Below are 26892 nucleotides of genomic sequence, written 5' to 3' on the forward strand. Positions count from 1 at the left end.
CTCATAAATTATTTTTTTGTTATTATACCGATATATATTGAAGGGTCGCTTTATGAGATACATATTATTTTTATTAATGCCATTTTACCTATTTGCAAAATCTAGCTTTATTACACCTATGGAATACGCATCATCACTCTATAAAAACCCAAGAGGAATAGGTTGTCATTTGTGCCATGGGGAGAGTGGAGAAGGTAGGCTTGTTGCTACTTATATGGATAAGAAAATAAAAAAAAGCTTTAGCGGCAATGCAATAAACAGTCTTGATTTTGGCAAATTTCACAAGGCATTAAATGAAAGAAAAAATGGTATGCCTAGATACTTTTTGACAAAAAAAGAGATTCAAGCACTCTATTTCTACCTCCAAGAAAAAAAGAAAAAAAGCAGTTCAAATGAAAAATGAATTATTATTAGAGATACAAACAGCTTATAAAAATAGAGATTTACAGGCTCTTGATGCTCTTGCAAAACCTAAATACAGAAATATAAACAAACATAATGATTTTCGTTCAGCATTAATGTTGTCGTGCAATAATATAAAGCATTTAAGCAAAATAGAAGATTTAGAAGCAGACTGTATTATGCTTAATTTAGAAGATGGCGTAAGCAAAGAAGAGAAACCTTTTGCATTAGTATTATGTGCCATATTTTTATCACACTTGCCTACATGTAATAAAAAACTTGTAGTAAGGGTAAACCCTCTTGATGAAACTGGATATGAAGAGATAACATACTTAAATCAATTTATGCCTGATGCCATAAGAGTTCCTAAAGTTAATACGCCACAGGAAGTGGAACGGGTAAGTGCTCTTGTAAATGACGAGATTGAGCTTCACCTATCTATCGAAACTGCGTCAGCTTGGCACAACTTATCTTCCCTAAGAGTTAATGAGAAAGTAACAACATTTTATTTTGGTATTTTAGACCTGTTTGCAGATATAAAGCTATCTCACAATCTTGTAAATAGAGATAATCCAACAATGCTATACATGTTATCTCATTTTTTTATCTCTTGTAAAACAATGGGCATAAAACCTGTCTCTTTTGTTTATCAGGAGTTTAAAAATTTAATAGAGTTCGATAAATGGCTAGAGCTCGAAAAGAGTATCGGTTATGACGCAAAAGGGTGTATATCTCCAGAGCAGGTATTACATGTGAACAAAATGTTTGTAAATGAAGTTAAAGAGATTCAAAGGGCACAAGTAATTATAAAGCTTTTTGAAATGCATAAAGAGCAGGGTATAACAGGCTTTGTAGATGAGGAGTATGGTTTTATAGATGAGCCAATCTATAAGGGAGCTTTAGCTCTACTTGAGAAAAAATGAACTCTACATGTAGAATTTAATATCTAGCTAAATTATAAAAAACGTTGTATCTAATCAATGTTTTTTCACTCGGTCTTGGGTATTTGCTGTATGCGTAGTCAATAGTCTCTTTTGTAGTGTTGTCAAGTACGAAATATCCGCTTTTTTGTAAAAATCTAAAATCACTTATATCACCATTTGGATGAAGATAAAACTCTATAATATTACTTCTATTAACATTCATATCTCTTGGTAAATTTACACTTGCAACTCTGGTTAAGACCTGCTGAGTTATCCTTCTCATAATCTCCTGATTATCTATTATGTATTGTTGTTGACCTGGAGTAAGTTTTCCAAACTCCTCGCCGTAAAGCTCTTTTATATTTTGGTCTATGCTACTACTGCTTTGAGCAACAGTTTTTTTCTTCTTTATCTCTTGTGATGATTTGTCTTCATACATCCAGGCAAGAGGGTCTTTTTTTTCTTCTTTTACCGGCTCTTTTTTAGACTCTAAGACTACATGCTTCTCTTTTGGTGGCAGAGGCTCTGTTTTGTTAATTGGTTTTTCTTCTACTTCGGGCTCTTCCTTTGGGAGATTTATTGGCTGTTTTTTTATTTCTGGTTGCTCTTGTATCTTTTTTTGATCATATAAGATTGGCTGCTGCTTTATAAACTTAACAATCTCTTTAAGTTGTTTTCCTTTTGGCATAGGTGGAGCTATATTAGATGGTTTTATTATTTTTTTTGTAACTCCTGCATCTTTAAACTTTTTAGGCATCTCTTTTAGAGATACTTTCATCCTTTGTTCCTCTTTTTCTTTTATTGGTTTTTTTACTTCAGGCGTTATGCTACCAAGTAGCCAAAAGAGCAAGATAAGTAAAAAGTGAATTAAGAGTGCCACAAAAAGGGCAAAAGATGAGCGATTCAAATATTTCCATTTATTATAAATTTTTGAATGATTATAACTAATATAGATTAATAGTTATTGGCTATAATAACAAAAAAATTATTAAGGTTATTCAATGGGTACACAAGCATCACTTAAAGCGTTCAATCAAGCAAAAGAATTAATCCCAGGTGGAGTTAACTCTCCAGTAAGAGCATTTAGCAGTGTTGGAGGCTCACCACTTTTTATAACAGAGGGTAGTGGAGCATATATAACTGATGTTGATGGAAACAAGTATGTTGACTTTGTACAAAGCTGGGGACCACTTATATTTGGTCACAGAGATGAAGCAATTGAGAGTGCTGTAATAGAGGCTGTAAAGCACGGACTTAGTTTTGGAGCTCCAACACAGGCTGAGACAGATTTAGCTTCTCTTGTGATATCTATGTTTGACTCAATTGATAAGATAAGATTCGTAAGCAGTGGTACAGAAGCTGTAATGAGCGCTATTCGTTTAGCTCGTGGATTTACAGGTCGTGATGATATTGTTAAGTTTACAGGGTGCTATCATGGTCATAGTGATTCATTATTAGTTGAAGCTGGAAGTGGTGCTGTTACTTTTGGAAACCCTAGTTCACCTGGTGTTCCCGCAGATTTTACGAAACATACTTTACTGGCAACTTATAATGATATAGAGAGTGTAAAGAAATGTTTTGCAGATAGCAAAGACATTGCATGTGTAATTATTGAGCCAATAGCAGGAAATATGGGTCTTGTTCCAGCAGATAAAGAGTTCTTGCACGAATTAAGAAAGCTTTGTGACGAAAATGGCACTCTACTTATTTTTGATGAAGTTATGAGTGGTTTTAGAGCATCTATTAATGGTGCTGAGTCAATAACTGGTGTTAAGCCAGACCTTATCACTCTTGGTAAAGTTATCGGTGGAGGTATGCCGGTTGGTGCATTTGGTGCAAGAGCAGAAATAATGGCAAAACTCTCCCCTGAAGGACCAGTATATCAAGCAGGAACTCTTAGTGGAAACCCAGTTGCAATGGCAGCAGGACTAGCTGCTATAAGCAAACTAAAGAAAAATGCTCAAGTAATGTCTGTATTAAATGCAAGAGCAACTAGATTGGTTGAGGGAATGCAAAAAGAAGCAGAGGCTTGCAAAATTACAATGCAGATAGATACACGCGGAAGTATGTTTGGATTTTTCTTTAACGAAAAACCAGTAAAAAACTTTGCTGATGCATGTAACTCAAATGCAGAACTATTCGCTAAGTTTCACTCAGGTATGTTAAAAGAAGGTTTTTACTTTGCATGTTCACTATATGAAACAGGCTTTATCTCTACAGCAACTACAGATGAGATGATTGAAGATACAATTACTGCTAGTGCAAGAGTATTTAAGGCAATCACAAATGGGTGAAAATAATGAAGAGTCAAAAGAAGAACGCAAACCTAGAATAAAACCTATTATTGAGGCAGCTGATAGCCTCTCTTTAGGTATCTCAATGGTTGTAGCAGTTGTTATGGGTGTTGGAATAGGATATTTGCTAAAAAGTATGACAGGACATGCTTGGACTTTTTGGATAGGTGTTTTTGTTGGAATAGCAGCAGCTGTTTTGAATGTTTACAAAGCCTATGCAAAACAGTATAAAGAGTACGAGGAGTTGGCGAAAGAGCCACGTTATGCAATTAAGAAAAAACTAGAAGATGATGAAGACGATGAAGATAGTTTTTGGGAAGATGACTATGGCGAAAAAAGCCATTAAATTTTTTTTAGTAGTTGAGATACTTATTTTGGCTACGCAGTTATTTTCGTTTGAGTTTTTCATAAATCTGCAGATAGCTTTTTTAAGCAGTTTTTTTATAATTATAGGTTCAATGTTCGCATATAAACGTATGATTGAAACACAGATTCAAGCCGAAAACATTAATGAAAAAAGAGAGTTCCTTGATGAATTGGAAGATCCATATGAACTTTATGATGAAGAACCTCTAAACAATGCCCCATATGAAGAGCTTGATTTAAAAGAGATTGTTAAACAAGAGAAAAAGAAGATAAAAATTTTAAATATTAGTGATATTAAAAAAGGTGGCAGAGCAGGTTTTTCACTCTATAGACTTGTTCCATATGTGTTTCTTATATTGGGGTTTATTGCTCTTAAAAACAACAACCTTTTAGACATTTCAATCTATTTACCATCTTTATTGGTTGGTATAGTTGTTGGATATATAAGCTCTAAGCAGTAATCATAGGTATATTTATAGTTACCTTCTCTTTTATATCTATATAAAAGCTTGTATTTGCAGTTAGAATTTCCAGTTCATTCATTTTATGTTTGTCTATGTTTTGAGCACTGATCTCAACAGAAAATAAACTATACTTTTTATCATCAAATTTTATATGCTCTCCAACTCTATAAAATATTTTGGTATTTATTTTTTCATTCTCACTAAAACATAAATATACTTTATTGAGTATTTTAATAAAGCTGTTTGAATCAATAATAATTTCTGGTATTGTTGGGTCAAGTTCTTTTGTAAAAATAATATTTGAGTTAATAGAGTTTGTAGATATACATAGGTCCACAAGTGTATAGATATTTGTTAGTTCACCAATAGGTTGAGGAGGCTTATTAATCTTGAAAGATGGGGATTGGTAAAGTTTAATCCCTACCTCATTTTCATTTTCATACCCAACAGTAACTGCAAAAAATTTGTAACGTCCAAATTCCAACTCTATAAAAGTTGTTTTGAACCCAAAAGTTACATTCGCATATGTGGTTGCTATTTTAAAAATCTCATCTGCACTAGTAGCAGCAAGAAAGAACTGTGATTCAGAGTTTAGTGATATTATTTTTCCGGTTGAATCAAAGAGTATGAAAGGGTTGTAATCATACTCTATCCACTGTTGTTCAAAAGTCATATTTTATTCTGCTACTCTTCTATATAGTTTTTAAGTTTTCTTCCAACTTTAGGGTGCTTCAGTTTTTTAATAGCACTAGACTCTATTTGACGAACACGTTCTCGAGTAACATTTAGCTCTTTTCCAATCTCTTCTAAAGTTCTATCACTTTCATCATCCATTATTCCAAAACGAAGTTTTATAACAGCTTTTTCTCTCTCATTTAATTGTTCTAGTACAGTTTCAATTTGAACTCTTAAATCATCTTTTAGTATAGCATCAGATGGAGAAAGCGATGTTTTATCTTCAATAAAGTCTCCAAAACGACCATCATCTTCACTACCAATAGGAGCCTCGAGACTAATAGGTTCTTTTGTAATTTTAATTACATTTTTAACTTTTTCTACTGACAATCCCACTTCTTCAGCAATTGTTTCAACATCCGGCTCTTTACCATGCTCTTGAAGGTGTTTACGCATTATTTTATTAATACGGTTGATTGTTTCAATCATATGGATTGGTATACGGATAGTTCTTGCTTGATCTGCAATTGCACGGCTGATTGCCTGACGAATCCACCAAGTTGCATATGTTGAGAATTTATAACCTTTTTGGTATTCAAACTTGTCAACAGCTTTCATAAGACCAATGTTTCCTTCTTGAATAAGGTCAAGAAAAGGGAGTCCACGATTGGTGTATCTTTTTGCAATTGAGACAACAAGTCTTAGATTTGATTTAGCCATCTTAGTCTTAGAGATTTCAGAAATATTTTTACCACGTTTAATCTGCTCTAAAATATCAGCTAGTTTTTCAGGCTCCATATCAAAACTATTTTTTGAAGCCTCTTTTGTTTGAGCAAGCTTTTTAATTTCCATATATGTACTAACCATAGTAGCTTCTGGAACCATATTAGCAATATCTTCTTTGTTTAAGTCACAAATTTTATCAACTAAAATTTTGTGATTTGCTTTTAATGTTGAGTTAAACAGTGGTAATTTATACTCTAATCTTTTTAATTCTTTGTCATAACCATCATCGCTTTTTAATGCGGTTTCCATCGCTTTTACAAGTTCATTTATTAGTTTTGAAGTTGGCCCCAAGTCTAATAATTTCTCTCTAAGCGCACCTTTTTTAAATGTAACGCCCAAGAAGTACATAACTATTTCTTCTGTTATATCACCATCTAAATTTTCTGTTGATTGATCAGCAAGTTTTACCCACTCTTTTTTTGCTTTTTCTAATGCTTTAAAACTTACGGTTACTTTTTCAACTCTTGTTTTGTCTTTAGCTGTTAATACTACTTCTTTAACTTCATCAGATGAGTCTTCAACTGATTCTGTGTCATCATTAGTGTCTGACTCTTCTTTTTCATCTTCAAAACTTTTAAACAGCTCTTTAACTCTTCTTTCGCGGTTAATTAAAGGTTCCTTATAGTCTAAAATAAAATCTATTAAGTATGGAACAGAACAGATTGCATCAATTATAATACTCTCACCACTTTCTATTTTTTTAGATATTTCTATCTCTTCTTCTTTTGTAAGCAGAGGAATCTGACCCATTTCACGCAAGTACATACGAACTGGAGAGTCTGAACGAGACCACTCAAGAAGTTCATGCTCTTTTAGTATGTCAAACTTGTCAGTTTCATTGTTTTCAAGCATTTTTCTCTGCACAGACCTTCTTGCTTCAGCTTCTTTATCATTTAGAAGTTTTGCGTGTTCTGATGCGGTGTATATACATGCTTTATTTTTTGTAATAAGCTTAAATATATTTTTTGCTTGTGCTGCAGTTGGTTGTTTGTCAAAAAGTTCAATTAGTGTTTCATATGTTGAGCACTCTTTGGATTTTTGATTGGTAAAGAATGTTTCAATTGCTTTGTTGAGTTCTTTAGCTGTCATATAAAATATGCCTTATATAGAGTTTTGTAAGATTTTTTAAAGGTGGATTATACCGAGATACTCTTAAAATATCCTTTTTTATTTATTGGCACACTACTTGCTTTTGTCTTGAAATAAACTAGAAAAAGGGATTTTTATGCAAAGCGGATATTATAGTTCAGCAGCAGGTATGGTGACTCAATTTAATCGTCTAGATACTATTGCAAATAATCTTGCCAATGTTAATACAATTGGATTTAAAGAAGATAATCTTGTTGTTGGTGACTTTATGCGTCTATATAAAGAGGCAAGAGATGAAGTTCCAAACGAAAATAATACTAAAGAAGCGGCTCAGTTTCTAAACAGAGCAATGAATAAAGCGCCACAAATTGTAGACTCATTTACTAATCATTCGCTTGGTACATTGCAAAAAAGTGATAATCCATTAGATTTTGCTCTGTCAGAAGAGGGTCTATTTTTTATGGTTAAAACACCTGAGGGAGTAAGACTTACCAGAGATGGCTCATTTACTGCAGATGATGAAGGGAAGCTTATGACTAAAGAGGGTTATGAAGTTTTGCCAAATGACTACTTTGCTTCAAAGAGCCCTATAACGATAAACAGAGAAGACAGCATTATAGAAGTTGATAAAAATGGAAATATGTATACTAATGCACCAAATAGTGTTAAGCTAGTAGCTGGTTCTAAACTTTTTGTTGCACAGCCAGACAATTTGAGACTTCTTAAAAAAGAGGGCGACAACCTTTACAAATATCCTGGGATTGATGAGCTGAAAAGTTTAGATGAGAGTGGAGCTGTACGACAAGGTTTTGTAGAAAAAAGTAATGTTAATGCCGTCAAGATGATGACAAGTATGATAGAAACAAATCGTCTTGTTGGAATGTATCAAAAAGCTATGGATACACAAATGAATGATATGAACCGTGATGCAATTGAAAAAATTGCTAAAAAATCTTAAGGAGTTAAACTATGATGCAATCACTTTATACTGCCTCTACCGGAATGCTAGGGATGCAGACACAGATAGACACGACTGCGAATAATATAGCCAATGTTAATACTATTGGATTTAAAAAATCTCGTGCAGAGTTTGCTGACTTGATGTATAAAGTTATGGAATATGCTGGAACCTCCACAAGTGATGTTACAAAGAGTCCCACAGGTATAGAAGTTGGTCTTGGTTCTCGTCCTACTGCGATAAATAAGATTTTTTCAGAGGGAAGTCTTAAGCAAACCGACAATCAACTTGATTTAGCTATAACTGGTAGAGGTTTTTTCAAACTTGAGCTTCCAGATGGAACTGAAGTTTACTCAAGAAATGGTGCATTTAAAATTGATGAAAACGGTACTATGGTTAACAGTGATGGATACAAACTAGTTCCTGAAGTTGTTATTCCGCCTGATGCAACAAACATCAGCATAGGTACAGACGGAACAATGACTGTTGTTCAGCCTGGTCAGACTCAAGCTACGCAAATTGGGCAAGTTACACTTACAAACTTTATAAATCCAGCCGGTCTACACTCTATGGGAGATAACCTATATATTGAAACAGACAGTTCAGGTCAACCAGTTGAAGGTACACCAGGTCTTGATGGTCTTGGAGTATTGAGACAAGGTTTTGTTGAACTAAGTAATGTTGAACTTGTTGTAGAACTAACTGACCTTATTACAGGTCAAAGAGCTTATGATTCAAACTCAAAAGTAATCACAACAAGTGATGAAATGCTACAAACTATAAATAATCTAAAAAGATAACAACTCCACAGTAATGGCTTGATATTATTTGATATTAAGCTGTGGTTTTGTTCTACATGTAGATCTGGATATTCAACTACTTGGGTTTTATTTTCAAAAGTGTCTATATTAGTGTTAACAGATCACTCTATAATATCTTCATCATTTAGTTCATGAAACTCACTTGATTCCATTGCATCTTCATTAAAATACTCAATCTTATCTTCAGCAATTTCTAGGTTTCTAAATTTACCTATATGAAAAACAGCATCACCTGCTTGCACTAATGGTATTTCTGATTTACCAATAATTACACCATCAAATGGTGATTTTATTTCAAAGCTTTCATCATCTAATGGTTCATCTATATATGCAATTACTTCATCTTTTTTGACTGTATCACCAAGAGCTTTTATTGTCCTTAACATACCACTTTCAGTTGATCTTACCCACTGACTTGTTTTTGTAATTATTGGTGTTTTTTTAGTTTTTTTACTCAATACTTTTGGAAGCATGTTATTTTCTCTTAAAACATTAACAATGCCATGAACTCCAATTCTAATGCAACCCTCATCAAACCTTAATGCTTCACCTGCCTCATACAAAAGAATTGGGACACCTTCTTCTTGAGCTACAGATCTTAGTGAGCCATCTCTGAGTTCAGAGTGTAAAACAACAGGTGCTCCAAATGATTTAGCAAGTCTAAATGTATACTCATTATCTATATTTGTCCTAATTTGTGGCAAGTTTGACTTATGTATGGAAGCTGTATGTAAATCGATTCCTAAATCACATTTTGTAACTATCTCATTAAAAAATATCTTTGCTACTCTACTAGCTAATGAACCTTTATTATTACCTGGAAAACTTCTGTTTAAGTCTCTTCTGTCAGGTAAATATCTTGAAAGAGTCATGATTCCATATACGTTAACTATAGGAACCAACACAAGAGTTCCTTTTAATCTTTTTAAAATATTTAACTTTCTTAATCGTCTAATTATTTCTATACCATTCAATTCATCACCATGGATTGCAGCACTTATAAAGACAACTGGACCATCCTTTTTGCCTCTGATAACTCTAACGGGTAATTGCGTAGGAGTATTGTAAAGTTTTGGTAAATCAAGGTTAATAGTTATATTAACCCCTCTATTTATTTCAACACCACCTAAAATAAACTTTTCATTAGACACATTAAGCTCCAATTTTATCTTTTTTGATTTTTCTTTTCTTTCTATCGCTTTCACATTGTGGAGTTACATTTGCTTCAATATAGTCCATTATTGAAGCAGCTATATCTATATTTGTTGATTTTTCTATTCCTTCAAGACCAGGAGATGAGTTAACTTCCATTACAAGTGGTCCACGAGCAGATGGAATCATGTCTACTCCACAAACCCCTAGTCCCATTGCTTTTGCAGCGGAAAGAGCAGTTGATTTTTCTTTTCTTGTAAGCTTATGTGCAGTTGCACTCCCACCTTGATGCAGGTTTGACCGAAAGTCACCTTCGGCACCTTGTCTTTTCATAGCACCAACAACTTTACCATTGACAACTAGTACGCGGATATCTGCTCCGCCAGCTTCATCTATAAACTCTTGAACTAATAAACTTACATCCATTCCGTAAAAAGCATCTAGTACTGATTTAGCAGCCTTTTCCGTATCTACAAGTACAACACCAACACCTTGTGTCCCCTCAAGTATTTTAAGTATTAAAGGGGCTCCTCCACTAAGGGCTATTACATCTTTTGCACTTGATTTATTTGAGGCAAAAACTGTTTTTGGCATATCTACATCATACTTTGACAATATCTGAAGGCTTCTTAACTTATCTCTACTTCTTGCTATTGCCAAATTACCTGATGTTGAAAATACACCCATCATCTCAAAGTGCCTTACCATTGCTGTACCATAAAATGTTCTACTGGCACCTATTCTTGGAATAATAGCATCAGGAACAGGCAGTTCAGCACCTAAATAGTTAACACTTAGATGACCTTTCATAATCTCAATACTACATTTTAGGTAATCAATGACTTTAATATTCCAACCTTTTTGCTCTCCAGCTTCAACTAGTCTTTTTGTAGAGTAAAGATTTTCATTTCTCGATAATATATAAACTATCATATTTGTCCTTTTTTATATTTGCTTAGCAAGATACTCTAGTGAGACATCAACTAAGAACTTACCATCTAAAAATTTTCTTCCTATTAGCATTGGATACTTCATGTCTGAACGATCCGTTAAAGATATAATAGTTGAATACTTTTCGCCTAGAAGTTCAATTTCCACCTTAATTGACGGCCTATGTTGAAGTTTTCCATTTGAACTTCTTATTTTTTTCATTTTGTAAAGGGGCACTTGCATATGTTTGCCATTATAAGCTTCATGAACTTCATCTAAAAGTTTGAAGTGCACAATATTATTCTCATCTACAAATATATCATCACAGTGTAGCGCATTAGAATCAGCACCAGTATCTACTTTTGCATCCAACCCATATAGTTCTAAATCCAAAATAGAGATAAGCTCTTTTTTGCCAATAATTTTCTTTTTTATCATTCATACGCTCCACCTATTATGGAAATTATAGCACATAATATAATATAAAATCGTTAAAGTTAAACGCTTGAATAATGAGATTTTCTTAAGTTTATTTTTAACAAAAAAATATTATTAGGGAGTACAGTTTAGCTCTAAATCTATAATCAAAATTAGACCCCGTGGATTGAATCTCCACTTCGAAAATAAACGACATTTGAATTTCCAAATACGTCTTTAAAAGGTCTACATGTAGTATGCTGTATTAGTCATACATAATTAACCTTTTTTATTCTACATGTAGAACTCAAATATGAATCTATTTTATTAAATATAATCATATTTCACATCTTAGAAACTTTCAAGAAGTAGGCTTTAGCTCTATCTTTTCTCTTTTTGATCAAGTATATAAAGATAATATACTTTACTCTTTTGACATAAAATAACGCGAGAAAGCTATAAAAAAGTTTACGCAGATTAATGTTTTGAAGATATAAAACTATTTTACAACCTTGACAACAGGCTATTTGAGATGCCTAATTTTACACATGGAAATACAAGTAAACTTCTAAAACAATATGGCATTGAAAAAGACAGTATCTGCTTTGAAATTTCAGAAAGATATGAAATTCCTATTAAGCAAGAAGAGAAACAGGCACATGTAAGCAGTTTGGTGGGAGAGCCAAATTTATCTACATGTGACCTATTCTTAATAAATAATTATTTTAGAAACTGCTTTATAAAACTACAATCACAATTTGGATATAATCGCAAAATTATTTAGAGATACAATATTAAAAATATAGGATTTTCATAATGAAAAAAGCAAATATTGATGGAAAAGTTTGGACATTTGGTAAGGATGTTGACACAGATTTAATCATAGCGGCTCGCTATCTTAATACTTCGGTACCAGAGGAGTTAGCAAAGCACGTAATGGAAGACGCTGATCCAGAGTTTGTTAACAAGATGAGTGTTGGCGATATAATAGTAGCTGGTGAGAACTTTGGTTGTGGAAGCTCACGTGAACACGCTCCAATCGCACTTAAAGCTGCTGGTGTTGCAGCAGTTATTGCTCCAACTTTCGCAAGAATATTTTATAGAAACTCATTCAATATGGGTCTTCCAATTTTCGAACTTCAAGAGAGTGCTGAAATATCTGAAGGTGATGATATTACTGTAAATATGAACGATGGAACAGTAACAAATAAAACTACAAATAAAACATATAGTTTTACGCCAATTCCAGAATTTATGCAAGAACTAATAGATGCAGGCGGACTTATGAACTTTGCACAAAATGAAATAAAAGCTCAGGAGAGCAAATGATGAAAACATATAAAATAGCACTTATTAAAGGTGACGGTATCGGACCAGAGATAATAGATGAAGCAGTGAAAGTTTTAGATGCTGTATCATCTTGCTTCGACTTTGATTTTGAGTACGAAGAGGCTCTAATGGGTGGTTGTGCTTATGATATTACTGGAGACCCACTTCCTCAAGAGACAATAAATATTTCACTAAACAGTGATGCTGTACTTTTTGGTGCTATCGGTGGAACACAGTGGGATTCACTGCCTCGTGAAAAACGCCCAGAAAGTGGTCTTTTAAGATTCAGAAAAGAGCTTGGTGTCTATGCAAATCTTCGTCCTGCTGTTGTTTATGATGAGCTTATTAATGCTTCATCACTAAAGGCAAGCGTTGTTGAAGGTGTTGACCTAATGGTTGTTCGTGAGCTTATCGGCGGAATCTATTTTGGTGAGCCAAAAGGTCGCACTGATGATAAGGGCTGGAACACTATGGTTTACACTCGTGAAGAGATTGTAAGAATTGCTCACCAGGCATTTAAGATTGCAATGACTAGAAGCAAGAGAGTTTGCTCTATTGATAAAGCAAATGTTTTAGATGTTTCTCAGCTATGGAGAGATGTGGTTACTGAGGTTGCAACTGAGTACCCTGAAGTTGAACTAAGCCACATGTACGTAGATAATGCTGCGATGCAACTTATCCGTGATCCAAGACAGTTTGATGTAATGCTTACTGGAAATATCTTTGGTGATATTTTAAGTGATGAGGCAAGTATGCTTTCAGGTTCTATCGGTCTCTTACCATCTGCATCTGTTGGAGCTAAAATAGGTGTTTATGAGCCTATTCATGGTTCTGCTCCAGATATCGCTGGTCAAGGCATAGCAAACCCAATTGCTACAATATCTTCTGCTTCTATGATGCTAAGATATGCTCTTGGCGAGATTGATGCGGCAGATAAAATAGACGCTGCTGTAAAAAGAGCACTTAAAGAGGGCTATAGAACAAAAGACTTGGCGCAGTATGATGCAAAAGAGGTTTGTTCTACAAGTGAGATGGGTTCTATTATTGCTAATTATGCGGCAAAATGAAAACATTAACTTTAGCTAATATTTACGAACTTCAGGGCCTCAAAGAAGAGGCTCTTGAAATTTACAAAGAAATTTTAAAAAAAGACCCTTCTAATAGCGATGCAAAAATTGCTATTAGAAGATTATCCGGTATGAGAAAAAAGTTTTTAAATGTAAACACTCAAATGAAGGGCTTTTTTTTAAAATTGGATTCTGAAGTAGAGTTTAACGAATTTGAAAGGTGGTTATTGAAATTATGGAATTAAAAGATGTAATACTATCAACATTGGCAGAGATGGAAGATACAAACACTGACAAAAGTGATAAAAAACCTATAAATAATTTTCAAATTAAACTAAAAAAAGAAGTGAAAGAGGAAGTATTTACTGAGGATGAACGTGAATATACTCAGGAGAAGACTTCTAGTGATGAGATGATTTTTTTAATTTCAATGAGAGAGAGACTACTTGTTCTTTTTGAGGGCTTTCAAGCACCGAATAATACAAATATAGAAGCAAAAGTTGATATGACACTTAATTTCTTGGAGTACGTATTAATAACTCTTGACGAAAGAGTGCTAGAGCTTGAAAAAGGGACAAGTATATGAGCAAATACAGAGTATTAATTGATGCTTATGATGAAAAAGGGTTGGTGCATAAAGTATCTACTATATTTTATAATAATGATTTAAATATACTCTCAAATAATGAGTTTGTAGACAAAGAAAATAATAAGTTTTTTATGAGAAGCGTTGTAGATGGAGATATTGACCTAGATGTGCTCTATGACCTATTAGAAAATGTTCTGCCTTCTAGTGCAAATATCAAGGTAATAGCTCCTAAGAAGAAAAATATAATTATTATGGCTACAAAAGAGATGCATGCACTAGGTGATATATTGATTCGTCATGAAGCAGGTGAGCTTGAAGCAAATATTTTAGCAGTAGTCTCTAACTACAGTGATTTAGAATCTCTAGTCACTAAATTTGGCATTCCTTTTATAGCAGTTTCACACGTAGATTTAGACAGAGCAGAACATGAAAATAAAATACTTAAATGTTTGGAAGAGTTCAAAGATATTGACTATATTGTTTTGGCAAAATACATGAGAATCTTAACTCCGAGATTTGTAGAAGTATATGCAGACAGAATTATTAATATTCACCACTCTTTTTTACCTGCTTTTATAGGAGCAAATCCTTATAAGCAAGCTTATGATAGAGGTGTTAAGATTATTGGTGCTACATCACACTTTGTAAATAACAACCTCGATGAAGGTCCAATTATTGCTCAAGAAGTGATACATGTAGATCATGCTTACGGCTGGAGAGATATGCAGCGCTCTGGTAAAGATGTAGAAAAAGTAGTTCTTTCACGTGCTCTTAAATTGGCACTCGAAGATAGAATTTTTGTATATGCTAACAGAACTGTAATCTTTTAATGAATTTATCTATAATAAAATCAACTTTGGGAATGTCATTTGTTTAATATTGTACTTGTAAATCCACAGATACCTAACAATACGGGAGCCATTGGTCGACTTTGCGTTAATGCCGGAGCAGCTTTACATATAATTAAACCTATAGCGTTTGACATAGATGAAAAAGCGGTTCGAAGAGCAGGGCTTGATTACTGGGAAAAGTTAGACTTACATGTATGGGAGAGTATTGACGAGTTCTTCCTTGAGAACAAGATAAAAGACAATGCTTACTTTGCCACTACAAAAACAGATAAGCCATACTTTGAGGCGGAGTTTAAAGATGGTGATTTTATTTTTTTTGGAAGTGAGACTGCAGGAATTCCTGAAAATATTCTAAATGCTTATAAAGAGCAAAATATCACAATACCAATGACTAAAGATGGCAGAAGTCTAAATTTAGCTATAAGTACAGGTATTATTCTTTATGATGCCATAAGACAGATATACAGTACATTTAAGGGAAATATATGATCCCTATTATTAATGGAATAATGGTAGTGCTATTTGTATTATTTCTTGTATTTGTTTTTGGTGGTTACCATAAAAATAAGTCAGCACAAAGAGAAGCGGATAGGGAAGATCAAGAGAAAAAAGAAGTAAATTCAGATAGTTCTACTGAATCTAATTAAATTTCATAAGTTAATAAACGCGAAGAGTTTAGCTTAGAACATTTAAATAACTCATTTAAACTAATTAAAAAATTCTCTCTGCCAATTTTTCTATATTTATTTCAAATCTCTCAAATAAACTTTGTGCATTTTTTACTATAATCGCCATTTATAATCCTTTAATTTATTCTCAAATACTACACATATTTTCAAATAAAAATAATAAATATTGCATTTTGTCATATTTTCTTTGACTAAATTGAAAAATAGTATTATAATTGTTAAAAAGTACAGGGGAATGGCATGAAAAGTTTTTTAGAAATTGTTGAAGAGATTAAAAGTATTATATCTGCTGAGTTTAGCGGTAAGAAGATATTCGATAAAGATGTAGCAGATACTTTAGGTGTAAGTCAGATGAATTTTGCAACAATGAAAAAAAGAAATAAAATTCCTTTCGGTGAGCTTCTTGATTTTTGTGCAACAAAATCTATTTCAATAAACTGGATGCTTTATGGACAATCTCCTGAGAGTCTTATTGATGCAACAAACAAATTTTTTATGGTTAAATATTTTAGTGATATAAATGCTTCTGCTGGTGGTGGAGCAGATAGCGATATTGAAGACGCACAAGAGATAGAGATACCACATGCATTTGCAATGATGCTAGGTGGAGAGAAAGAATTAAAACATATAGAAGCAATAAATGTAACTGGTGATTCTATGGAACCTACTTTTAGCTACAGCGATATAGTATTTATAAACAGAAGTAAAACTGACCTGCAAAGAGGCGGAATCTTCACAATAAGAACAGAAGCTGGTCTGTTTATAAAGAGAGTAGTCAGGAGAATAGATGGCAAAATAGATATAATATCTGACAATGAAGTCTACTCCACACAAACTCTTGACCCTGGAGAAATTGAAGTTATAGGGAGAGTTGTAAGTAGATTTGGTGAGGTTGATTAAAAGATTATGGTGTTGAAATATATTTATATAGTTTTATCTGTCATTATCTTTGTGGGTTGCTCAAATAAAGAGATTAGTGCAGTAGCAAAAGTAATTAAGCCTAAGAAGATTTTGGTAAAAATTGATGATAATTTAAGTTGTGAAGAGATAGCAGACATAACTCCTAAAAAACTCATAGATGTAGCTGATTTAGTTAATATACCACAGGATGTGACTAAATATTTACAAAACATATCTCAAAATGTACCTTTTTATGAAATTCAAAAAAAGTATGAAGAGTATTACTTTAGTATGTGGAATATAAACACACCTAAAGAAGATTTAAACTCCATTAAATGGCCATTTGCATCATATTGTGCTGGAACAAGCTATGGAGAAAATTTTCAACCATTAGAGCAAAAGTTTTTTGATGAAATGCTAGAAAGTTCAAATTTTACCTCATTTGCAACAGTTAATTTAAATGCAATGACTCTAAGAGAGACTAATATAAGAGCTTTTCCAACTATAAAACCACTATTAAAAGACCCAGCAAAAGCAGGGGAGGGTTTTCCTTTTGATTATCTTCAAAACAGCACTATTCACGCAAGTAAACCTGTTTTTATTTCACACTATTCCAGAGACAGAGAGTGGGTGTATATTTTCGCCAGCTTTGCATCAGGATGGGTTAAAACATCCGAAATAGTTATATTAGATAAAAAGTATAGTGATATATGGCAAAAAGCTCAGCAAGTTCAGATTGTTAAGGAAGATGTGCCAATATACTCTCTTAATGGAAGATTTCTTTTTAAATCAAAAATAGGGATGATGTTTGCCTTAGTTGATCAAGATAATGAAACATATACAATTTTAACAATCTCTTCATATAAAGACTCTGAACCACTATACATAAAATCAAAAATATCAAAAGATATAGCTCACAAAGATGTTATGAATTTAAACAAAAAAAATTTACACAATATAATAAACGAAGTTTCTAAAACAAATTATGGCTGGGGTGGAATGTATGAGCAGAGAGATTGTTCTTCTATGCTTAGAGACATGTTCGCACCATTTGGTATATGGTTACCTAGGAACTCTTATCAGCAAAGTAAGATTGGCAAAGTTATAGCTTTTAATGGGATGAGTGATGATGAAAAGATTAACCTTATTAAAGAGAAGGGTATTGCTTTTGAGACACTTCTGTATAAAAAAGGTCATATAGTTTTGTATGTTGGAACTTATAATGATGAAGTTATTGTGTTTCATAATACATGGGGAATAAAAACTAAAAAAGATAATATAGAGGGAAGAGTAATAATAGGCAAACCAATTTTTAGCACTCTGAAACTTGGCAAAAATCAAGAAAATTATGACGAAGAAGCAGAAATACTTAAAAATTTAAAAACCATGAACATCTTAACACAAGATGCCTTTTAGATATTATGCTTTAATATCTAAAAGTGAACCGAACATCTCATCTTGTGTTTTTATTGCTGTAACATTCACAGCAGTTGCATTCTGCGCAACAATCTGATCTGGAATCTCTTTGGCTAAATCAGTCTGACTAATCTTAGACCCATTATTATCAGCTTTACGAGTATTTGCCAAAACAGAACCATCAGCACTAGACATTCTAGTACTGCTAGGAACAAAACCATCCGAATTAACATTTGCTACATTATTTGCAGTTGTGTTCATCATAGTTTGATGAGATTGTATCGATGATATATTACTTGATATACTCATATTAACTCCTTCGCGTGTCAGGAATTATACTATACATTAATTGAAAGAATGGTTATTTGATGGAAGTAGTTCTACATGTAGAAAATAAATCTACATGCAAAATAGAATATTTAGTGGAGATCTGCGTTGAGTTTAATCTCTCTTGTTGAGCGTGAAGCAGTTAATTCGCCAGTCATAGAGTTTTGTCTAAAATGAAGACCGTTTAGTCCTGCTAAATCTTTACCTTTGAAGATTTCACCATCTATAGTAATGTTATTATTTACTTCTTTTATTTTAAGAAGCTCTTTAGAACTTATTTTAACTTTAGTTCCTTCTAGCATTGCTACACCTGCATCTAAGATACAACCATCACCCATAGGTATTCCACATGTAGAGTTTGCACCTAAAAGTGTGTTTTTACCAATTGAAACAGGATTCCCGTCTGTTCCACTAAGAACACCTAGTATAGAAGCACCACCACCAACATCACTGCCAGCACCAACAATAGCAGAGCTAGAAATACGTCCTTCAACCATAACTGGACCAGTTGTACCAGCATTAAAGTTAACATAAGAAGCACCGGGCATTACAGTTGTACCAGCTGCTAGTTGCGCGCCAAATCTAACTTTTGATGTGTCTAGTATACGAGTGTTGTCTGCAGGAATAATGTGTTGTAAAAATCTTGGGAACTTATCTACAAAGTCAATATGTGGGTATTCATTTGATAATTTTAATTCAATCTCAAATTCACGAAGGTAGTCAAGTTCAATTGGTTGACCATTTGACCAAGCAACGTTTGGAAGTGCACCAAAAGCACCATTTAAGTTAATGCTTCTAAGTTCAACTTTAGCTTGTGACAATGCATATAATTTTAAATAAGAAGCTTCAACGCTCTTTAACGCTTCATCAGCAAAGATAAATGTAACTTTAAACTCACCCTCTAAAGAGCCGCTATTCATTATTTGGTTATAAAGTGCAGAAATAACTTGGATGTTTTTATGAGCATCACCATAAGCTTCATCAGAGTAAGGGGTAAAAGCATTTAAACAGCTTCTTAAAAAGTCAGCGTTAATATCGCAAACAACCTCGCTTTCATTAAAATCAACTTCAATACCTTGCTCAGATAAAGCTCTAATGAAAATAGCCGCACTTCCAAAGTTTTCATTCCAGTTAATTATAGGGTAAGTTGCTTGAAGAGATTTTCCAATATTCAGCTGACCTAAATCTACTCTACAAATACCAAATGCTAGAGGATCTTTATATCCAGTAGTTGATGATTTAATATTTTCTATTAATGCTTTAAAGGCATCCGTTGTTTGAATTAGTTCCATAAACTCTCTCTTTGATAAATTATTTGTGCAAGTATATTAAAACTTTACTAATACATATTTATATATACTTACATTATGGATAAATGGATACGATTTTTAAAAAATAATGACTATTTAGGTGTAAAAAAACATCTAAGAGATGGTGCTGATGTTAATGATGCTAATGAACATGAGGAATCTGTACTAGCTATGTCATTTAGGCACCATTGTGATATTGACTTAATAATGCTTCTTATTGAGAATGGTGCAGATATTTATGATTTTGACGAAGAGGGTGTGAGTATCTTCGAAGTGGCTATAACTTATGGCAATATTGAAATGGTTAAATATTTAATATCTTGTGGCATAGATGTAAATAAAGCACAAAGAAGAAGTGGCTTTACGCCTCTAATGGCAGCAGCTTGCTATGGTAGAACAGAAATTATAAAGCTTCTTATGGAAAAAGGCGCAGACATAAATGCCGTTGATTTAAAAGGATTGAGCGTAACTGACTTTGCAAGAAAAATGAAAAAGAATAGTATATTAGAGCTACTTAGAAAATAGCTCTTTGTAGTCTAAGAAGCATGTAATAGTTTTGCGAAGCTTTTATAGCCGTCTATTATATGCTGATTTTTTTGACTTTGAATATAAAATTCAATTGCTTTTTTGCCTAATCTTGGGATTTCATTTTTAACTGCCCAACTGCTTACAGTTCCCTCTGGAACTTCTAAAATTTGTGCAAGATTTTTTTGAGTAATTTTAAGCTCATTACAAATATCTTTAACTATATTTGCTTTTTGTTTTGTTCTCTTAGTTGTTTTTTTCACTTCTGCAACAGCTATGTTTGCAGGTTTATTTTCTATTTCAGGAGTGTTTTTCTTTATCCAGTTTAATACATCAGAAGCACTTAGAATCCAATCTCTAGTTAATTCTCTAACAATATCGTGAGTAAACTTTAGTGCATGCTCTCTTGCAAAATCTTGATTGCTAAGTTGACACAATATAGAAAAACCTAACTGTCTTGCAGCTGGTCCTGTATGTCCCCAGTCAAAACCATTTTTAGATTGAGAGAAAATCTCATACCTTACTGGAAGCTCCAACTCTCCATAAGTTACAAACTTACTTCCAAGCAATGATTTATGTCCTTTAAAAACATAGTTATTTCTAACAATAGCCATTTTTTACCTCTTAAATTTTAAATGTAAAATGATTGTTTATCTTTACATCTTCCTCTTTTTTCTCAAAGAAAGCAAATTTACAAACAATATATATGGAGAGTGTAAGCAATAATAATACCAATAACCAAATTAACATGATAAATTTCCTTGATTTTTACTTATTCATAAGAAATCGGCAAAAAAAATATTAAATCAAGGTGAATTTAATTTTAGAGCTAGATAGAAAGTCTGTAAAAAGCTTGAAATATTTTTCTACTTGTAGATTGTTTGTAGAACATAGTGATATTTCAACTGAGATATTTGATTTACTAAGTATAGGCAAAGACGAGAGTTCTATATCTTCTGGAATCTGTTTCATTATTGATATTAGAGTATTCTCACTAGTTTGAGCAAGCAGAGTTAGTCTGTATTTTTCAACTGATTTATTAAAGAGCCTGCTGATAACTGCACTTATCATTGGGTGTGCCATTTGCGGGAAACCTGGAACAAAAAAATATCTATCTTCTAAGGAAAATCCCGACATATTGTTTACCGGGTTAAACAACAAATCTGAGTTTTGAGGTAAATCTGACATGTGTATCCTATGTGGATATGCTTCGTTTGCAAATTTATTTATAATATCTTGCTCAAACTGTTTGTGCCTATAAAGCGGCTTCGATGTAAACACATCCGCCGCAATAGCTCTTGTTAAATCATCCGGAGTTGAACCTATTCCTCCAAATGAGAACATAACAGATTTTTTATCATTCATTATCAGTTTGTATGTGTTTTTTATAAGCTCTTCATCATCCTTTATGATAAATGATGCAAAAAGTTCATGTCCGTATTTATTAAGCTCATTTTTTAAGAATTCAAAATGTTTATCAACTCTTCGTCCGTTTAAAATTTCAGTTCCAATTATTAGTGCATAAAAGTTCATTTTAACCTACTAGTTTGTAATTTTTAAGTATTATATTGTAAATTATTTAAGGAAAAGATATATGTCACACGCACAAAAATTAGAAGAGCTGATTACAAAGAGTGTTATTCCTGATCTTGATGATAGATTAGATGAGATTTTCGCAGAAATTGCTGATAGCAAAGAGGCAAATGAGGATGCAAAAGAAGAAATAGAAGAGCTACGTGAATTTAAAGCTGACCTGCAAGACGTTTTAGAAGATATACAAAGTGGAGACATTGAAGAAGAAGAGTGTGAAGAGCTGATTAATGACATTTTAGAAGCTCAAAAAGGTAGCGAAGAAGAAGATTTTGGATTTTCAGAAGAAGACTAATAGTTATCAAAACGCAAGTGCTATTAATATGGCATTTGCAAATATAAATACTTAACAAAACAACACACTCACTACACATAAAATCAATATAATTCAACACTAAAATTACAAGGAGAACTATGAACTGGCGCACTGAAACTGAGGCTTTAATGGAAAAACTTGGGAAAAAAATAACTCTTCATCCTAAAAAAATAATTTTATTTATGTTGCTTGTAAGTTTTGCAATGATTTCAAACTTACCAAAAATAACTATTGACACTTCAACTGAGGGATTCTTGCACCATGAAGATCCGGCTTTAGTTAAATATGAATCGTTTAAAGAGCAGTTTGGTCAAGATGAACGAATCATGGTAGTTGTAAGAACTAAAAATATTTTTGATATTAAGTTTTTAGAGAGGTTTAAAGAGTTACATGTAGAACTAGAAAACAACATACCACACCTAACTGATATAAATTCACTTATTAATGCTAGAAATACAAGAGGTGAGGGTGATAGGCTTATTGTCGAAGACTTAGTTGAGAACATGCCACAAAATGTACAAGAGTTGGCTTTATTAAAAAGGCTAGCAACAACTAGCGTAATGTATAAAAATCTTCTTTTAAATAGCGATGCTACATTAGCTACTATCATACTAGAGCCTAATGCTTATGAAGCTTCGTCTAATGTAGATGCACTTGATGGTTTTAGTGAAAGTAAAATAAAACAAGAGAATCAGGAATTTATATCTGATAAATCTAAAAGTGAAATGGTAAGAGCTGCTGGTGAAATTGCTAAAAAATTCACAAAAGATAATTTTGATGTTTTTATAGCTGGTTCACTTGCGGTAAACGACAATACAAAAAAATCTATGCAGTCTGATATGCAAAAGTTTATTAAGCTAATTCTTCTAATAATAGCAATATTTCTATTTATAGTTTTTCGAAGAATTAGCGGTGTTTTGCTTCCTCTATTTATAGTTCTAATATCTTTGTTGAGTACTGTTGGAGTTATGGCTATGACCGGCACAGCTATATCAGTACCTACTCAGATATTGCCATCATTTTTATTAGCTGTAAGTATTGGTGCTACCGTTCATCTTCTGGTAATGTTTTTTAAACATTTCAACAGTAGTGAGTCAAAGAATGAAGCTATAATCTTTGCTTTAGGACACTCAGGACTGCCAATAATTATGACATCTTTAACAACTGCTGCCGGACTACTATCATTTAGTTCAGCGGAGATTGCACCTATAGCAGATTTGGGTATATTTGGAGCTGTTGGTATTATGATAGCTTTATCAAACACAATTATTCTGTTACCTGCCATACTTGTTGCTTTACCTCTAAAAAAAGCTAAAGAGACGCATAAAAACAACTCTGTCATAATGGATAAATTTCTAATAGCTATAGCAAATTTTAGTATCTACCATGCTAAAAAAATAGTTGCTGTAACAGCTATAATTTTTGTTGTGTTTTTGTATAGTGCTTCACAACTTGAGTTAAAACATGACCCACTAAGTTGGCAAAAAGAAGATGCCCCAATCAGAATAGCTACTGAAGTTGTAGATAGAGAGCTTAAAGGTTCTGTTACAATGGAAGTAATTCTTGATACAAAAAAAGAGAATGGCCTTCACAATTCGGAATTATTAAAAAAGATAGATATAGTAAGAGAAAAAGCTGAAGCAATTAATAACGATAAATATTTTGTAGGAAAGGGTTGGAGTGTTGCTGAAGTTCTAAAAGAGATTCATCGTGCTTTACATGCAAACAACCAAGAGTATTATGCTATTACAGACAATAATGCTTTAATCCCACAAGAGTTTTTACTTTTTGAAAATAGCGGAAGCGATGATTTAGAAGATTTAGTAGACTCTTCATTTTCTAAAGCAAGACTAACATTCAAATTGCCTTGGATGGAAGCAAGTGAATATGAAGCTTTATCTCAAGAATTAACTACGCTCATAAAAGAAGAACTTAAAGATGAAGTTGAGATAACTATAACTGGTATGGTTCCTCTTTTTCAAAGAACATTGGTTGCAGCCATGGACACTATGGTTGTTAGCTATGCGACAGCATTTATTTTGATAACAATTATGATGATTTTATTACTTGGAAGCTTTAAAATTGGGTTAGTAAGTATGATACCAAATGTTCTTCCTGTTGTTATGGCTTTAGGATTCATGAATATGGTTGGCATGCCACTGGATATGTTTACTATGCTTATAGGTTCTATTATTATCGGTCTTTCTGTTGATGATACAGTTCACTTTTTTCATAATTATGCAAAATATCATCATAACGGAATGAGTGTACAAAAAGCCGTAGATGAAACAATGCTTGGAACTGGTCGTGCAATGGTTGCTACAACAATAGTTTTATCGTTAGGATTTTATGTTTATATGTTTGCTTCGCTTAGTAATTTAGTTAACTTTGGTATTTTAACTGGTGGGGCAATTACCATAGCATTACTCTCTGACATTATATTAGCTCCGGCATTACTAAAACTACTGGCAAAGGAAGAAAAATGATTTTAAAAACACTTTTAACTACAGTTTTAACACTTAGCTCACTAATGGCTATAACTGGCGAAGAGATAGCGCAAAAAGTTCATGATAGAGATGATGGTGACAACATTACATCAGAGATGAAAATGACTCTTATTGACAAGAATGATAAACAAAGAGTTCGACAACTTAAGGTCTATACAAAGGACAAAGGTATTGATACTCAAAAGCTAATGTTTTTTATGGCTCCTGCAGACGTTAAAAATACAGGTTTTTTAACTTATGACTATGATGACAGTAGTAAAGATGATGACCAGTGGTTGTATCTTCCAGAACTTCAAAAAGTCAAAAGAATAGCATCAAGTGATAAAAGTTCATCTTTTATGGGGAGTGATTTTACATACTCAGACATGACTAAAAGAAATGTAAAAGATTACACCTATAAAATAATGAAAGAGAGTGTTGTTGGCGGACATAAAACTTGGCAGATTCTTGTAACCCCAAAGAGTGAAAAAACTATTGATGAAACAGGTTACACAAAGTCTATTATATTTGTAAGGCAAGACAACTTTGTAATTGTCCAGGCACTCAACTATATAAAAGCCGGAAAGAAATTGAAGTATATGATGCTTACCGGACTAGAGAAAATTGATGGGATTTGGACAACAACAAAAATACAGATGGTTACAAAAAAAGGTAAAAAAACTCTCCATAAGACTATCTTGGAATTTTCAAGTATAAAATACAATCAAGATTTAAAAGAGTCGTTTTTTGTTACAAGAACTATAGAAAAAGGGCTATAAGGAATGATAAACAAAGTCTCTCTTTATGTGTTGTTTTTTCTTACATGTAGCAATGTCTATGCGCAAAATATCGTTGAAGATGATTTGGGCGGATTTGAAGTAGAGGCTGTGCAAGAGAAAACTGTTGAGGTTTCCGATGATTTGGCAGGTTTTGGAGAAGAGGAAGTTTCTCTAGAATCATCAACAGAGAACAAAGAAGAGAATATCTTTTCTTTGAGTGGAAATTTGGCTTTTAAAACCTCTGCAGGATATAAAAAACATAAAGTAGACGGCATTGAGTATTCAGGTATAAACCAAGCTCAAACTTCGCTATCTCTTCAGTTAGATTCTAAACTTTCAGAGAAATGGAAAATGCGAATAAGCACAAATATGTTTTATGATGCAATCTACGATTTATATTCACACAACAACTACAGTAGCGATATTAAAGATGATTACAAAACTCAAATCAGGATTGACGATGCTTATGTTCAGGGGAAAATAAACTCAAACATTGATTTAAAAATTGGTCGTCAAATAGTTGTATGGGGAAAATCTGACAGTCTGAGAGTTACAGATGTTATAAACCCGCTTGACAACCGCTTGCCAGGGATGACTGATATAGAAGACTTAAGACTCAGTGTCGGTATGGCAAAGCTTGATTACTATTTTGGCAAATGGAACTTCTCTTTTATTGCCATAGGTGAGAATAGAATTATGATTGAAGCTCCCCCTAGAAGTGAATTTTTTCCAGTGGATGAAATATTTCCATCTGCACCGAATCCATTTTTAGAGTTAAAAACACCAAGCAACTCTTTAAATAACATGCAGTATGCAATGGCGGCAAATGGCGTTTTTTCAGGATGGGATTTGTCTTTTTACGCAGCACATGTACTTGATCAAAAGTGGAATTTTGACAATGTTCAGGGAAGCGTTCCTCTAATCGGCATAACTAGAGTTGTAAACAAAATTAATATGCTTGGAACTGCTATAAATATCGCGACTGGTAGCTGGCTTTTAAAAAGTGAAATAGCATTTTTAAGCGGAGTAGGGTATAACTCAACTGCAGATGAAAAAAACCGTCTCGATGTCTTATTTGGTTTTGACTACATGGGAATTAAAGACGCTGTTGCCTCTTTTGAAGTAGTAAACAGACATATATTTAACCATGAAAACCAGATGAAAAACCAATCAGATTACGTTGATAAGAATGAGATGCAGACCGCCCTTAGATTTACAAAATCGTATTCAAATGACACTCTAAATACTTCTGCTCTGCTGAGTATGTTTGGCTCAAACTGGGAAAACGGTGGATTTACCAGAATTTGGGTTGAATATGAGATAATGGATGCTGTAAGTGCAAATCTAGGTGTTGTAGATTATATTGGTGGAGATAGACCATTTATGGAAGCAAACAAAGAAAACGACAGAATATTTGCAGATATAACGTACAGTTTTTAAC

The 26892-nt window shown here is 33.1% G+C and carries 32 protein-coding genes; 22 read left to right on the forward strand and 10 right to left on the reverse strand.

All coding sequences use genetic code 11. From position 1 onward, the window contains the following. Positions 1-52: 52 nt before the first annotated feature. Complete coding sequence (locus tag HUE87_RS06240) at positions 53-403, forward strand: c-type cytochrome (protein WP_194367858.1); 351 nt, start codon at positions 53-55, stop codon at positions 401-403. Further along, positions 393-1325 carry an HpcH/HpaI aldolase/citrate lyase family protein gene (locus HUE87_RS06245; RefSeq protein WP_194367859.1) on the forward strand — a complete coding sequence of 311 codons (933 nt, stop codon included), beginning with the start codon at positions 393-395 and terminating at the stop codon, positions 1323-1325. The genes HUE87_RS06240 and HUE87_RS06245 overlap by 11 nt, the downstream gene beginning before the upstream one ends. A 16-nt stretch (positions 1326-1341) precedes the next feature. Here HUE87_RS06245 and HUE87_RS06250 read toward each other — a convergent pair whose 3' ends face one another. Continuing rightward, positions 1342-2232, reverse strand: a complete 891-nt coding sequence (locus HUE87_RS06250) for an energy transducer TonB family protein (RefSeq protein ID WP_194367860.1) — start codon at positions 2230-2232, stop codon at positions 1342-1344. A 94-nt stretch (positions 2233-2326) separates the two neighbouring features. Here HUE87_RS06250 and hemL point away from each other — a divergent pair, with 94 nt between their 5' ends. Genes hemL through HUE87_RS06265 form a run of 3 tightly spaced genes read left to right on the forward strand, consistent with a single transcriptional unit; the run spans position 2327 to position 4446 of the window. Beyond that, positions 2327-3619, forward strand: a complete 1293-nt coding sequence (gene hemL, locus HUE87_RS06255) for a glutamate-1-semialdehyde 2,1-aminomutase (RefSeq protein ID WP_194365364.1) — start codon at positions 2327-2329, stop codon at positions 3617-3619. Then, positions 3612-3965 (forward strand): AtpZ/AtpI family protein, encoded by a 354-nt coding sequence (locus HUE87_RS06260; RefSeq protein WP_194365365.1) that lies wholly within the window; start codon positions 3612-3614, stop codon positions 3963-3965. Before hemL ends, HUE87_RS06260 begins: the two co-directional genes overlap by 8 nt. Then, positions 3919-4446 (forward strand): hypothetical protein, encoded by a 528-nt coding sequence (locus HUE87_RS06265; RefSeq protein ID WP_229855062.1) that lies wholly within the window; start codon positions 3919-3921, stop codon positions 4444-4446. Before HUE87_RS06260 ends, HUE87_RS06265 begins: the two co-directional genes overlap by 47 nt. Here HUE87_RS06265 and HUE87_RS06270 read toward each other — a convergent pair. Next, the gene (locus tag HUE87_RS06270; protein ID WP_194365366.1) at positions 4436-5122 is read right to left on the reverse strand and encodes a hypothetical protein; all 687 of its coding nucleotides are present in this window, start codon (positions 5120-5122) and stop codon (positions 4436-4438) included. The genes HUE87_RS06265 and HUE87_RS06270 overlap by 11 nt on opposite strands. Before the next feature lie 11 nt (positions 5123-5133). Next, positions 5134-6999 (reverse strand): RNA polymerase sigma factor RpoD, encoded by a 1866-nt coding sequence (rpoD, locus tag HUE87_RS06275; protein WP_194365367.1) that lies wholly within the window; start codon positions 6997-6999, stop codon positions 5134-5136. Between the two features lie 136 nt (positions 7000-7135). Here rpoD and HUE87_RS06280 point away from each other — a divergent pair, with 136 nt between their 5' ends. Together HUE87_RS06280 and flgG are read left to right on the forward strand one after the other, a co-directional pair. Beyond that, entirely contained in the window at positions 7136-7957 is an 822-nt protein-coding gene (locus tag HUE87_RS06280) for a flagellar hook-basal body protein (protein ID WP_194365368.1), read from the forward strand. Positions 7958-7968: 11 nt separating this feature from the next. Further along, complete coding sequence (gene flgG, locus HUE87_RS06285) at positions 7969-8757, forward strand: flagellar basal-body rod protein FlgG (protein WP_194365369.1); 789 nt, start codon at positions 7969-7971, stop codon at positions 8755-8757. Positions 8758-8879: 122 nt separating this feature from the next. On the opposite strand, the gene HUE87_RS06290 is transcribed toward flgG, so the two are convergent. The 3 genes from HUE87_RS06290 to HUE87_RS06300 are packed head-to-tail and all read right to left on the reverse strand — an operon-like array spanning position 8880 to position 11298. Further along, positions 8880-9983: a succinylglutamate desuccinylase/aspartoacylase family protein gene (locus tag HUE87_RS06290; protein ID WP_229855065.1), complete on the reverse strand. Its 1104-nt coding sequence runs from the start codon at positions 9981-9983 to the stop codon at positions 8880-8882. Beyond that, the gene (rimK, locus tag HUE87_RS06295; RefSeq protein ID WP_194365370.1) at positions 9931-10863 is read right to left on the reverse strand and encodes a 30S ribosomal protein S6--L-glutamate ligase; all 933 of its coding nucleotides are present in this window, start codon (positions 10861-10863) and stop codon (positions 9931-9933) included. Before rimK ends, HUE87_RS06290 begins: the two co-directional genes overlap by 53 nt. Before the next feature lie 12 nt (positions 10864-10875). Beyond that, positions 10876-11298: an ATP-dependent zinc protease family protein gene (locus HUE87_RS06300; RefSeq protein ID WP_194365371.1), complete on the reverse strand. Its 423-nt coding sequence runs from the start codon at positions 11296-11298 to the stop codon at positions 10876-10878. Between the two features lie 511 nt (positions 11299-11809). On the opposite strand from HUE87_RS06300, the gene HUE87_RS06305 reads away from it, so the two are divergent. The 10 genes from HUE87_RS06305 (at position 11810) to HUE87_RS06350 (ending at position 18118) form a co-directional block, all read left to right on the forward strand. Beyond that, complete coding sequence (locus HUE87_RS06305) at positions 11810-12061, forward strand: hypothetical protein (RefSeq protein WP_194365372.1); 252 nt, start codon at positions 11810-11812, stop codon at positions 12059-12061. Positions 12062-12093: 32 nt separating this feature from the next. Further along, a complete protein-coding gene (locus HUE87_RS06310) occupies positions 12094-12606 on the forward strand; it encodes a 3-isopropylmalate dehydratase small subunit (RefSeq protein ID WP_194365373.1) in 513 nt (170 codons plus the stop codon). Next, entirely contained in the window at positions 12606-13673 is a 1068-nt protein-coding gene (gene leuB / locus HUE87_RS06315; protein WP_194367903.1) for a 3-isopropylmalate dehydrogenase, read from the forward strand. Before HUE87_RS06310 ends, leuB begins: the two co-directional genes overlap by 1 nt. Continuing rightward, on the forward strand, positions 13670-13918 hold the full coding sequence (locus tag HUE87_RS06320) for a tetratricopeptide repeat protein (RefSeq protein ID WP_194365374.1): 249 nt from the start codon (positions 13670-13672) through the stop codon (positions 13916-13918). The genes leuB and HUE87_RS06320 overlap by 4 nt, the downstream gene beginning before the upstream one ends. Next, positions 13909-14259, forward strand: coding sequence for a CiaD-like domain-containing protein (locus tag HUE87_RS06325; RefSeq protein WP_194365375.1), 351 nt, complete (start codon positions 13909-13911; stop codon positions 14257-14259). Before HUE87_RS06320 ends, HUE87_RS06325 begins: the two co-directional genes overlap by 10 nt. Further along, positions 14256-15092 (forward strand): formyltetrahydrofolate deformylase, encoded by an 837-nt coding sequence (gene purU, locus HUE87_RS06330; protein ID WP_194365376.1) that lies wholly within the window; start codon positions 14256-14258, stop codon positions 15090-15092. The genes HUE87_RS06325 and purU overlap by 4 nt, the downstream gene beginning before the upstream one ends. 39 nt (positions 15093-15131) lie before the next feature. Further along, positions 15132-15602 carry a tRNA (cytidine(34)-2'-O)-methyltransferase gene (locus HUE87_RS06335; protein ID WP_194365377.1) on the forward strand — a complete coding sequence of 157 codons (471 nt, stop codon included), beginning with the start codon at positions 15132-15134 and terminating at the stop codon, positions 15600-15602. Next, entirely contained in the window at positions 15599-15760 is a 162-nt protein-coding gene (locus tag HUE87_RS06340) for a hypothetical protein (protein ID WP_194365378.1), read from the forward strand. The genes HUE87_RS06335 and HUE87_RS06340 overlap by 4 nt, the downstream gene beginning before the upstream one ends. A 282-nt stretch (positions 15761-16042) precedes the next feature. After that, positions 16043-16702, forward strand: coding sequence for a LexA family transcriptional regulator (locus HUE87_RS06345; protein ID WP_194365379.1), 660 nt, complete (start codon positions 16043-16045; stop codon positions 16700-16702). Between the two features lie 12 nt (positions 16703-16714). Further along, positions 16715-18118 (forward strand): SH3 domain-containing protein, encoded by a 1404-nt coding sequence (locus HUE87_RS06350; protein WP_194365380.1) that lies wholly within the window; start codon positions 16715-16717, stop codon positions 18116-18118. 3 nt (positions 18119-18121) lie between these two features. On the opposite strand, the gene HUE87_RS06355 is transcribed toward HUE87_RS06350, so the two are convergent. Together HUE87_RS06355 and HUE87_RS06360 are read right to left on the reverse strand one after the other, a co-directional pair. Then, positions 18122-18427 carry a flagellar basal body rod C-terminal domain-containing protein gene (locus HUE87_RS06355; RefSeq protein ID WP_194365381.1) on the reverse strand — a complete coding sequence of 102 codons (306 nt, stop codon included), beginning with the start codon at positions 18425-18427 and terminating at the stop codon, positions 18122-18124. A gap of 110 nt (positions 18428-18537) precedes the next feature. Next, on the reverse strand, positions 18538-19737 hold the full coding sequence (locus HUE87_RS06360; protein ID WP_194365382.1) for a tetrahydrodipicolinate N-succinyltransferase N-terminal domain-containing protein: 1200 nt from the start codon (positions 19735-19737) through the stop codon (positions 18538-18540). A 75-nt stretch (positions 19738-19812) separates the two neighbouring features. Between HUE87_RS06360 and HUE87_RS06365 the strand changes: the two genes are divergently transcribed. Next, on the forward strand, positions 19813-20280 hold the full coding sequence (locus HUE87_RS06365; RefSeq protein ID WP_194365383.1) for an ankyrin repeat domain-containing protein: 468 nt from the start codon (positions 19813-19815) through the stop codon (positions 20278-20280). Positions 20281-20291: 11 nt separating this feature from the next. On the opposite strand, the gene HUE87_RS06370 is transcribed toward HUE87_RS06365, so the two are convergent. After that, positions 20292-20894: a DUF6166 domain-containing protein gene (locus tag HUE87_RS06370; protein WP_194365384.1), complete on the reverse strand. Its 603-nt coding sequence runs from the start codon at positions 20892-20894 to the stop codon at positions 20292-20294. Between the two features lie 187 nt (positions 20895-21081). Further along, complete coding sequence (locus HUE87_RS06375; protein ID WP_194365385.1) at positions 21082-21813, reverse strand: competence/damage-inducible protein A; 732 nt, start codon at positions 21811-21813, stop codon at positions 21082-21084. Between the two features lie 61 nt (positions 21814-21874). Between HUE87_RS06375 and HUE87_RS06380 the strand changes: the two genes are divergently transcribed. The 4 genes from HUE87_RS06380 (at position 21875) to HUE87_RS06395 (ending at position 26891) form a co-directional block, all read left to right on the forward strand. Next, complete coding sequence (locus HUE87_RS06380; protein ID WP_194365386.1) at positions 21875-22165, forward strand: hypothetical protein; 291 nt, start codon at positions 21875-21877, stop codon at positions 22163-22165. Positions 22166-22284: 119 nt separating this feature from the next. Beyond that, positions 22285-24672, forward strand: a complete 2388-nt coding sequence (locus HUE87_RS06385; protein WP_194365387.1) for an efflux RND transporter permease subunit — start codon at positions 22285-22287, stop codon at positions 24670-24672. Beyond that, positions 24669-25451, forward strand: a complete 783-nt coding sequence (locus tag HUE87_RS06390) for an outer membrane lipoprotein-sorting protein (protein WP_194365388.1) — start codon at positions 24669-24671, stop codon at positions 25449-25451. The genes HUE87_RS06385 and HUE87_RS06390 overlap by 4 nt, the downstream gene beginning before the upstream one ends. A gap of 3 nt (positions 25452-25454) precedes the next feature. Further along, positions 25455-26891 carry a DUF1302 family protein gene (locus HUE87_RS06395; protein WP_194365389.1) on the forward strand — a complete coding sequence of 479 codons (1437 nt, stop codon included), beginning with the start codon at positions 25455-25457 and terminating at the stop codon, positions 26889-26891. Position 26892 lies beyond the last annotated feature (1 nt).

It is taken from the genome of Candidatus Sulfurimonas marisnigri (assembly GCF_015265475.1).
Classification (GTDB): domain Bacteria; phylum Campylobacterota; class Campylobacteria; order Campylobacterales; family Sulfurimonadaceae; genus Sulfurimonas; species Sulfurimonas marisnigri.

Excerpts from the sequence above, each read along its gene's own strand:
- HUE87_RS06345 (WP_194365379.1), top strand. The coding sequence starts at position 16,043 with ATGAAAAGTTTTTTAGAAATTGTTGAAGAGATTAAAAGTATTATATCT.
- HUE87_RS06245 (WP_194367859.1), top strand. The coding sequence starts at position 393 with ATGAAAAATGAATTATTATTAGAGATACAAACAGCTTATAAAAATAGA.
- HUE87_RS06300 (WP_194365371.1), bottom strand. The coding sequence starts at position 11,298 with ATGATAAAAAAGAAAATTATTGGCAAAAAAGAGCTTATCTCTATTTTG.
- HUE87_RS06265 (WP_229855062.1), top strand. The coding sequence starts at position 3,919 with ATGAAGATAGTTTTTGGGAAGATGACTATGGCGAAAAAAGCCATTAAA.
- hemL (WP_194365364.1), top strand. The coding sequence starts at position 2,327 with ATGGGTACACAAGCATCACTTAAAGCGTTCAATCAAGCAAAAGAATTA.
- leuB (WP_194367903.1), top strand. The coding sequence starts at position 12,606 with ATGAAAACATATAAAATAGCACTTATTAAAGGTGACGGTATCGGACCA.
- flgG (WP_194365369.1), top strand. The coding sequence starts at position 7,969 with ATGATGCAATCACTTTATACTGCCTCTACCGGAATGCTAGGGATGCAG.
- HUE87_RS06375 (WP_194365385.1), bottom strand. The coding sequence starts at position 21,813 with ATGAACTTTTATGCACTAATAATTGGAACTGAAATTTTAAACGGACGA.
- HUE87_RS06365 (WP_194365383.1), top strand. The coding sequence starts at position 19,813 with ATGGATAAATGGATACGATTTTTAAAAAATAATGACTATTTAGGTGTA.
- HUE87_RS06280 (WP_194365368.1), top strand. The coding sequence starts at position 7,136 with ATGCAAAGCGGATATTATAGTTCAGCAGCAGGTATGGTGACTCAATTT.
- HUE87_RS06390 (WP_194365388.1), top strand. The coding sequence starts at position 24,669 with ATGATTTTAAAAACACTTTTAACTACAGTTTTAACACTTAGCTCACTA.
- HUE87_RS06385 (WP_194365387.1), top strand. The coding sequence starts at position 22,285 with ATGAACTGGCGCACTGAAACTGAGGCTTTAATGGAAAAACTTGGGAAA.
- rpoD (WP_194365367.1), bottom strand. The coding sequence starts at position 6,999 with ATGACAGCTAAAGAACTCAACAAAGCAATTGAAACATTCTTTACCAAT.
- HUE87_RS06240 (WP_194367858.1), top strand. The coding sequence starts at position 53 with ATGAGATACATATTATTTTTATTAATGCCATTTTACCTATTTGCAAAA.
- HUE87_RS06325 (WP_194365375.1), top strand. The coding sequence starts at position 13,909 with ATGGAATTAAAAGATGTAATACTATCAACATTGGCAGAGATGGAAGAT.
- rimK (WP_194365370.1), bottom strand. The coding sequence starts at position 10,863 with ATGATAGTTTATATATTATCGAGAAATGAAAATCTTTACTCTACAAAA.
- HUE87_RS06360 (WP_194365382.1), bottom strand. The coding sequence starts at position 19,737 with ATGGAACTAATTCAAACAACGGATGCCTTTAAAGCATTAATAGAAAAT.
- HUE87_RS06340 (WP_194365378.1), top strand. The coding sequence starts at position 15,599 with ATGATCCCTATTATTAATGGAATAATGGTAGTGCTATTTGTATTATTT.
- HUE87_RS06260 (WP_194365365.1), top strand. The coding sequence starts at position 3,612 with ATGGGTGAAAATAATGAAGAGTCAAAAGAAGAACGCAAACCTAGAATA.
- HUE87_RS06395 (WP_194365389.1), top strand. The coding sequence starts at position 25,455 with ATGATAAACAAAGTCTCTCTTTATGTGTTGTTTTTTCTTACATGTAGC.
- HUE87_RS06370 (WP_194365384.1), bottom strand. The coding sequence starts at position 20,894 with ATGGCTATTGTTAGAAATAACTATGTTTTTAAAGGACATAAATCATTG.
- HUE87_RS06270 (WP_194365366.1), bottom strand. The coding sequence starts at position 5,122 with ATGACTTTTGAACAACAGTGGATAGAGTATGATTACAACCCTTTCATA.
- HUE87_RS06355 (WP_194365381.1), bottom strand. The coding sequence starts at position 18,427 with ATGAGTATATCAAGTAATATATCATCGATACAATCTCATCAAACTATG.
- HUE87_RS06320 (WP_194365374.1), top strand. The coding sequence starts at position 13,670 with ATGAAAACATTAACTTTAGCTAATATTTACGAACTTCAGGGCCTCAAA.
- HUE87_RS06305 (WP_194365372.1), top strand. The coding sequence starts at position 11,810 with ATGCCTAATTTTACACATGGAAATACAAGTAAACTTCTAAAACAATAT.
- HUE87_RS06380 (WP_194365386.1), top strand. The coding sequence starts at position 21,875 with ATGTCACACGCACAAAAATTAGAAGAGCTGATTACAAAGAGTGTTATT.
- HUE87_RS06310 (WP_194365373.1), top strand. The coding sequence starts at position 12,094 with ATGAAAAAAGCAAATATTGATGGAAAAGTTTGGACATTTGGTAAGGAT.
- purU (WP_194365376.1), top strand. The coding sequence starts at position 14,256 with ATGAGCAAATACAGAGTATTAATTGATGCTTATGATGAAAAAGGGTTG.